The sequence below is a fragment of the Comamonas odontotermitis genome, from assembly GCF_014207855.1.
Taxonomy (GTDB): Bacteria; Pseudomonadota; Gammaproteobacteria; order Burkholderiales; family Burkholderiaceae_C; genus Comamonas; species Comamonas odontotermitis_A.
In genome coordinates, this window is the sequence record NZ_JACHKZ010000054.1 from 1 (window position 1) to 6135 (window position 6135).

General features: G+C 51.7%; 6 protein-coding genes and 1 pseudogene. 6 read left to right on the forward strand and 1 reads right to left on the reverse strand.

Annotation, left to right across the window (positions count from 1 at the left end):
* Positions 1 to 435: type IV pilin protein (locus HNP33_RS20600; RefSeq protein ID WP_233464638.1), on the forward strand; the 435-nt coding region annotated here is incomplete at its 5' end.
* A gap of 230 nt (positions 436 to 665) precedes the next feature.
* Here HNP33_RS20600 and HNP33_RS20605 read toward each other — a convergent pair.
* A complete protein-coding gene (locus HNP33_RS20605; protein WP_184711735.1) occupies positions 666 to 908 on the reverse strand; it encodes a hypothetical protein in 243 nt (80 codons plus the stop codon).
* Positions 909 to 1524: 616 nt separating this feature from the next.
* On the opposite strand from HNP33_RS20605, the gene HNP33_RS20610 reads away from it, so the two are divergent.
* The 5 genes and pseudogenes from HNP33_RS20610 to HNP33_RS20630 all read left to right on the forward strand — a co-directional run.
* Positions 1525 to 2052 (forward strand): GspH/FimT family pseudopilin, encoded by a 528-nt coding sequence (locus HNP33_RS20610; protein ID WP_184711734.1) that lies wholly within the window; start codon positions 1525 to 1527, stop codon positions 2050 to 2052.
* On the forward strand, positions 2040 to 2696 hold the full coding sequence (pilV, locus tag HNP33_RS20615; protein ID WP_184711733.1) for a type IV pilus modification protein PilV: 657 nt from the start codon (positions 2040 to 2042) through the stop codon (positions 2694 to 2696). Before HNP33_RS20610 ends, pilV begins: the two co-directional genes overlap by 13 nt.
* A 1-nt stretch (position 2697) precedes the next feature.
* Positions 2698 to 3660, forward strand: a complete 963-nt coding sequence (locus HNP33_RS20620) for a PilW family protein (protein ID WP_184711732.1) — start codon at positions 2698 to 2700, stop codon at positions 3658 to 3660.
* Between the two features lie 19 nt (positions 3661 to 3679).
* Positions 3680 to 4510 carry a pilus assembly PilX family protein gene (locus HNP33_RS20625; RefSeq protein ID WP_233464639.1) on the forward strand — a complete coding sequence of 277 codons (831 nt, stop codon included), beginning with the start codon at positions 3680 to 3682 and terminating at the stop codon, positions 4508 to 4510.
* Positions 4511 to 4566: 56 nt separating this feature from the next.
* Positions 4567 to 6135: pseudogene (locus HNP33_RS20630) on the forward strand (pilus assembly protein PilC); the annotation flags it as partial.

Here is a 6135-nt window from a genome sequence, read left to right on the forward strand (position 1 = left end):
CAGCAGCGCGGTTTTACGTTGATCGAGGTGATGATCGTGGTGGCGGTGGTATCCATTCTGACTGCGATTGCGATGCCCAGCTATAACGAATACATTCGCCGTGGACACCGTGCGGATGCGAGGGCGGGGTTGCTGCAGGCTGCGCAATGGATGGAGCGTGCTGCTACTGCTGGAGGTGTCTATCCGACGAGGCTACCCAACGCACTCCGGTGGGTGGATAGCGAGGAAAAGCCGGATCCTGCCAAGCGCTACACCATTGATTTCGTACCTGGCAACTCCAATGCAGCCTTTGCGTTGCAGGCCGTTCCTAAGAACCCGGGTCCGCAGGCCAAGGACAAATGCGGTACCTACACCTTGAGCAATACCGGTGTGCAAGGGGCAAATGGCAAGGTGAGTGGTGATACAGGCTACGATGCCAGTTGCTGGGGCAAGTAAAACGCTTGGCTGCCTAAAATATCCGCTATCGACACGTCTGAAAAGTCTGGCAATGGATGGGGTTTCAACAGATTGCTCATTCACATCGCTTAGAAAACACAATAAGCCTGCATTGGTAATTCAAGAGGCTGTGGCAGATCCTGGGTAGTGCAAGAAGTTGATCCATGGCGTAACGCCATTGCAGGTCGGGCTTTGCCAGCGCATGCCCGGAAAACGTCAACCATCAAAAATCACCGCACTGCGCTCGCTGCGGAAATGGTGCGCCAGTTCACTTTCAGAGTGGTATCCGCTGGCCCTCTTCGTCGCAAAGTGTTCGATTGCTGAACCAAGGCAATGCGCCCGAGTGTTTGCCTTGTCTCGAAAATCTGGCTTTCAATCAAAGAACGCTCCCTGCAGTCAGCCTTGCCTGCTGCAAGCTTTCTCGCTTCTTCGCATTTCCTCTGCGCAATTTTTGGGCTGAATCCGTTTTTCATCAACGGATTAGTGCGTCTTATCGTGGGCGCAAGCCATACAGCCTCTTCTGAGATTTTTACCGCCAGGCATCCTCTGCAGGCTCCTCGCCGCATGGGCTGAACGCGGATCGCGCCAGACCACGGCAGCGAGTTCGGAAGATGTCTCTGGATCGACGCGCCTCGCACTTTCTGGGTATGGGTCGATTTATTGTTAAAAACTATTAATGTGGGTTGATGGATGGGTGACTTGGGTGCTCTTGTGCAAGGCCATACGGGCGGTGCGTCTCACTGGTGTAGGGAGGAGAAATACGGCAGGACAGCACCGCCCAAATGAGAGCAGCCCAGACACCATCTCCCGACTAACGCGGTAGATCTGCCGACGAAAGGTGCAAAAGACGGTGAAGTTAATTGATAATATAAATGTATCAATTACATTAATTTGAAAAACTATGTTGCAGCCAACGAGGCCGCGTACTCTGCGACAAGGCCTCTCACCCCTGAAGATGCGTGTATCCAACGGTACCCAGGACTGTAGAGCTCCTGCCGTTGTGGGTTTGCAGGCTGCTACATCAAACGCCAGTCGGGAAGTGTCCGCCCAAGCTGGAAATCTGCGCTTTGCAATGGGGAGCAGTACGTGATGTACGGCAAATACCAGAAGAGGAATTCCGGCTTTACGTTGGTCGAGCTGATGGTGACGGTCGCCATCATGGCCGTATTGGCGGCCTTGGCCGCGCCCAGCTTCATCGGGCTGATTGAGCGCTGGCGTGTGAGAGGGGCCGTTGAAAGCCTGCAGTCGACGCTGTACTACGCCCGGTCTGAAGCTATTAAGCGGGGCGGTGGCGTTGTTTTGCAAAAAAGTGCCAATGGCACCGATGGTTGCCAGCAGGCTGCTGCCGATCAGGAATGGGGTTGCGGTTGGAGTGTTAACGCAAGTGGCGCCATGTTGAGAGTTATGCCGCCACCTACCAAGGTGAATGTAACGCGTAAGCCGTCCAGTTCGTCCATGTCGTTTGACCGCTACGGAATGGCAGGCAGCAACAGCACGAGCAGCTTCGTCCTCTCTCCAGCGGGCTCTGGAGTCAGCTCGCCCGCTACCACCACATTGTGTATGTCAGCGGGGGGGCGGTTCAAAACAGTGTCAGGAGAGGTGGAATGTACAGATTAAAGCGTAACCATCGCCAGCATGGCATCACGTTGCTGGAATCATTGATTGCCATTCTTGTGGCTGCACTTGGCATTCTCGGCATTATTGGCGTGCAATTGCGCACGCTCTCTGATACCCAAAACACGGTGCGCCGTGAACAGGCTATTCGTCTGATCGAGGATTTGAGTGAGCGCATGAAGATTAATCCCAATGCACTGGGTAATCTCAATAGTTATGTTTCGAATTTTGCGAACGCTCCTTCGCCGGTTGCTTGCTCTGGTGGCTGTGATGCAGCAGCACAGGCCGCCTACGATCTGGCGCTTTGGAAGCAGGTGGTAAAGGATTCACTGCCACTTGGCCAGGCCAGTATTTTTATTGCGCCAGCAGAAAAGGACTCTGCCGCGGGCGTCCGGCGTCAATTGGGGGTGATGGTTGCATGGCGTGAAAATGAGCGGGCAGGACTTTCGGCTGACGATAAAAAACAAAATGATGCGACCCAGGTGCGTGCCGCCGATGGTTCCTTGAGCGCAGGTGCGGGCACGGATAAAACCACCAATGCATGTCCGGATGGCTATACCTGTCACTTGCAATATATCCCTGTGAGTGCGCGCTGCGCGCCTTACATCGTTGGCTCTTCTAAGCGCTATTTCTGCCCAGGTATCTAATATGTCAAAAATAGAAGCGATTATTGATCGCCATAAAGCTCATATTAATCAAAGATCTCAAAAGGGCTTGGGGCAGCGTGGTGTCAGCTTGATAGAGCTGATGGTTGGTATTGCAATAGGGTTGCTGGTTATTGCAGTGGCTGGTGGGGCCTTGATGGTATCAAGAGGTATATCTGGTACTGTCAGCGATGCCAATACGATACAGCAACAGGCCGCCTTTGCATTCCGAACCATTGGGCTGCAATTACGACAGGCTGGTTCTCTTTATCTTAATCTCAATCCGAAAAGTAATACAAATACTGCTATTGATTTGTATGCGGTGCCCGTAGCATTCGAGACTAAAGCGATATCTTCGGACGCAGATCGAAGTTTTACACCGAAGGTGGATACGGTTAGTGGCTCGGACAATGCACTGAATCTGGGTTATCGACGCTATAAAGAGACTGTTTATCCCGAAAAATCTTCCGATCCAGCAACCCAGTCATTGTCGCGAGATTGCCTGGGTGGTCCGGAGGATAAAGATACTGCCGATAACAATAGCTATATGAGGCTTGAGAGCAGATTTGCACTGGATGGCACGGATCTGCGCTGTACCGGCACTTCTGGAACCTCGCAGGTCATTGTCAACAACGTTGCCAATTTTCGCATTCGATATTTGCTGCAAGACAGTGCCTCAACCGGGTCGCCCAAAATCAGGTATGTCGACGCGACTGGTGTAGGAGCAAATTGGGGCAGAGTCACTGGAGTGGAGGTGTGCTTGGTATTGTTTGGCAATGAACGCATGAGTTTGCCGGAAAGCAACTACACCGACTGTGATGGCGCCACCAAGGTGGATATGTCGAGGGCAACCTCGACTGACATGAATGGTAATGCGCTGGGCACTGCTCGCGCGGGTCGAATTCATATGACATTTCGGAATGTTTACCAAATACGCAGCCAAGGGCTAGTTGGTAGCGTGCTGTAAGCAGGAAATGGGCATAAAAATGCAAAAACAATCTTTTATATACAGACGCATGCATCGCACGATGCACTCCAATCAACGCGGTGTTGCGTTGTTTGTTGTCATTGTCTTTGTGATGCTGTCAATGCTTCTGGCACTTTGGGCTTCACGTTCTGCACTGTTTGGCGAGATGGTCGTGGGTAACGATGCTGATTATCAGCGTGCATTCGAGGCTGCCCAGGCGCTATTACAGGATGCGGAACTTGACATCCGAGGTCAGAATGCTGACGGCACCAAATGCATAACAAATAGCAATGATGGCAATACGTGCCGTAGTAATACGCTAGACCAGATTCCTCTGGAGGGAAAGGATGTGGGATCGCTGCTGGCGAACTTGGATGAGCTGCCAATGAAATGCCGCAATGGCCTGTGCACCAAACGCAGTGGAAAGCAGAATTTCTGGAGCAATACCGATGCAAGCAAAGGCATCACATTGGCACAGATGACAGGAACCCAAGGCAGCCCGGCCACCACCATTGGCGCACGTTATGGCATGTTCACCGGGGCAAAACTGAAGGGGGCTGGTGATGAACCTGCCAATCCGATTTTGGCAGACCGCAGTGCGGCAGATCGGGGTGGGTGGTATTGGGTTGAAGTTCTGCCTTATGACGAAAGTAGCAAGACCTCAGGCCTGATCATGACTCAGACGACGAATTCTGATGGAACCACATCCGTTGGTGCTGCTAACAATTACTTGGCGCTCAACATGCTACCCAATGTGGTTTATCGCACGACGGCGCTTGCCTATGGCCGCAAACCCAATTCCATGGTGGTATTGCAGCAGACCTATGCGCGGCAAAAGCTCAAAGATTGAGAGCATGCGCGTTAAAAATATATCTTGATATTAATACTGATAGAGAGATGGGAATCATGAATATCGCAATCCCCCGTCATTTTCGGAAAAACCTATTCGCATTGGCTGTTGGTGCAGTTGTGGCACCGCATGCAGCTTGGGCGCTTGATTTGGCCAGTGGTCCTCCTGGTACCAAGGAGCCCTATGTTGCCCCCAATGTCATCATCTCGATTGATGATTCCGGCAGTATGGATTGGCAGATTACCAATACATCCGTAGGTTCGGCCACTATTACCGCGCCAGACTCCAATGGGGTATGGGATACCAGAGCTAAGCGCATCAATGTATTGAAGTACGCGCTCAAGCAGGTTTTTACTGATACTTCGCTGCTTCCCGATAAAAAAATCCGCCTGGCATGGCAGGCTATGTGGAATAACGGAAACTCGCCAGATGCGAAAAGCGTCGACAGTGCCACCATGAAGACGAATTCCATGCGTCCCTTGCAAGGGGACCTCACTACGGTGGGCACCCAACGAAAGAATTTTCTCAATTTTGTAGATTCTTTAAAACCTGTCAACGGCACACCTTCGCATCTTTTGTTCAGCCAGGCGGATGCATACATGAGGCGCAGCTTGAGTGCAAGCAGTCCGTGGTCAACCAATCCGGGCGGAACCGACGCTGCCAGCACCCAATATCTTGGGTGCCGCCGTAATTACCACATCATGTTTACCGATGGCCGATGGAATGGCACAGTTTCAGGTGGCTCTCAGGACGATAATAAAAAGGCAATCACACTGCCTGATGGCACGGTGTACGGAAGCACTACGACTGCAAGCAGGCCCAACAACCAACTGTATGCCGATACTTATAGTAATACCCTTGCCGATTGGGCTTTTTACAGTTGGTCCAACCCGTTGCAAACAAGTGGGTTGACTGGTTCGCCTCAACCGAATGCCGACTATAGAAAAGCTCCTACAACTGAAACTTTCGGCGTAGATACCAATAACAAAAATGCGACCTTGGATCGGTACTGGAATCCCCGTTATGATCCGGCCACCTGGCCGCATATGGTGACATACACCATTGGCATCAGTAATGACGCTACCACCTGGCCTGGCGCTAGTAATATCGTTGCGCCTACACAAAAAGTACCTTTTGGCTATGACGGGAGTTTTCTTGATCTGGTCACTGGTACAAAAAAATGGCCGGACATGAGTACAGGAGAAAATGTCCGAGCCTTGGATCTTTGGCATGCTGCTTTGAATGGGCGTGGTCGTTTTTACTCCGTAATGACCGGGCAGGATCTGGAAAAAGCTTTCCGTGAGATTATTGGGCAAATCAACACCAGTAATGAAGGAGAGACAACATCGACTGCAGCAAGCGGCTCTAATGCCTCCCGTTATGATGTAGGTACCTATACTGGTGTTTATGAGCCCCTGAATGCATGGAAGGGCTATGTAAAGGCCGAGACGGTGAATAAAGATGGCACCGTTACAGCAGGATGGAGTGGAAAAACCACCGCGCAGCTGCTCGATGCCGTTAATGTGAGCAACCGACTTATCCTCAGTTGGAGTGATCAGCTCGTCGCAGCGGGATCGGCCTCGGTAGAGAAGGGAGGCGTGGCCTTCAAATGGTCTACCAGTCAG

Bases quoted from the DNA above. Each gene is read 5' to 3' on its own strand.
- HNP33_RS20605 (WP_184711735.1), bottom strand. From the start codon at position 908: ATGAAAAACGGATTCAGCCCAAAAATTGCGCAGAGGAAATGCGAAGAA.
- HNP33_RS20610 (WP_184711734.1), top strand. From the start codon at position 1,525: ATGTACGGCAAATACCAGAAGAGGAATTCCGGCTTTACGTTGGTCGAG.
- pilV (WP_184711733.1), top strand. From the start codon at position 2,040: ATGTACAGATTAAAGCGTAACCATCGCCAGCATGGCATCACGTTGCTG.
- HNP33_RS20620 (WP_184711732.1), top strand. From the start codon at position 2,698: ATGTCAAAAATAGAAGCGATTATTGATCGCCATAAAGCTCATATTAAT.
- HNP33_RS20625 (WP_233464639.1), top strand. From the start codon at position 3,680: ATGCAAAAACAATCTTTTATATACAGACGCATGCATCGCACGATGCAC.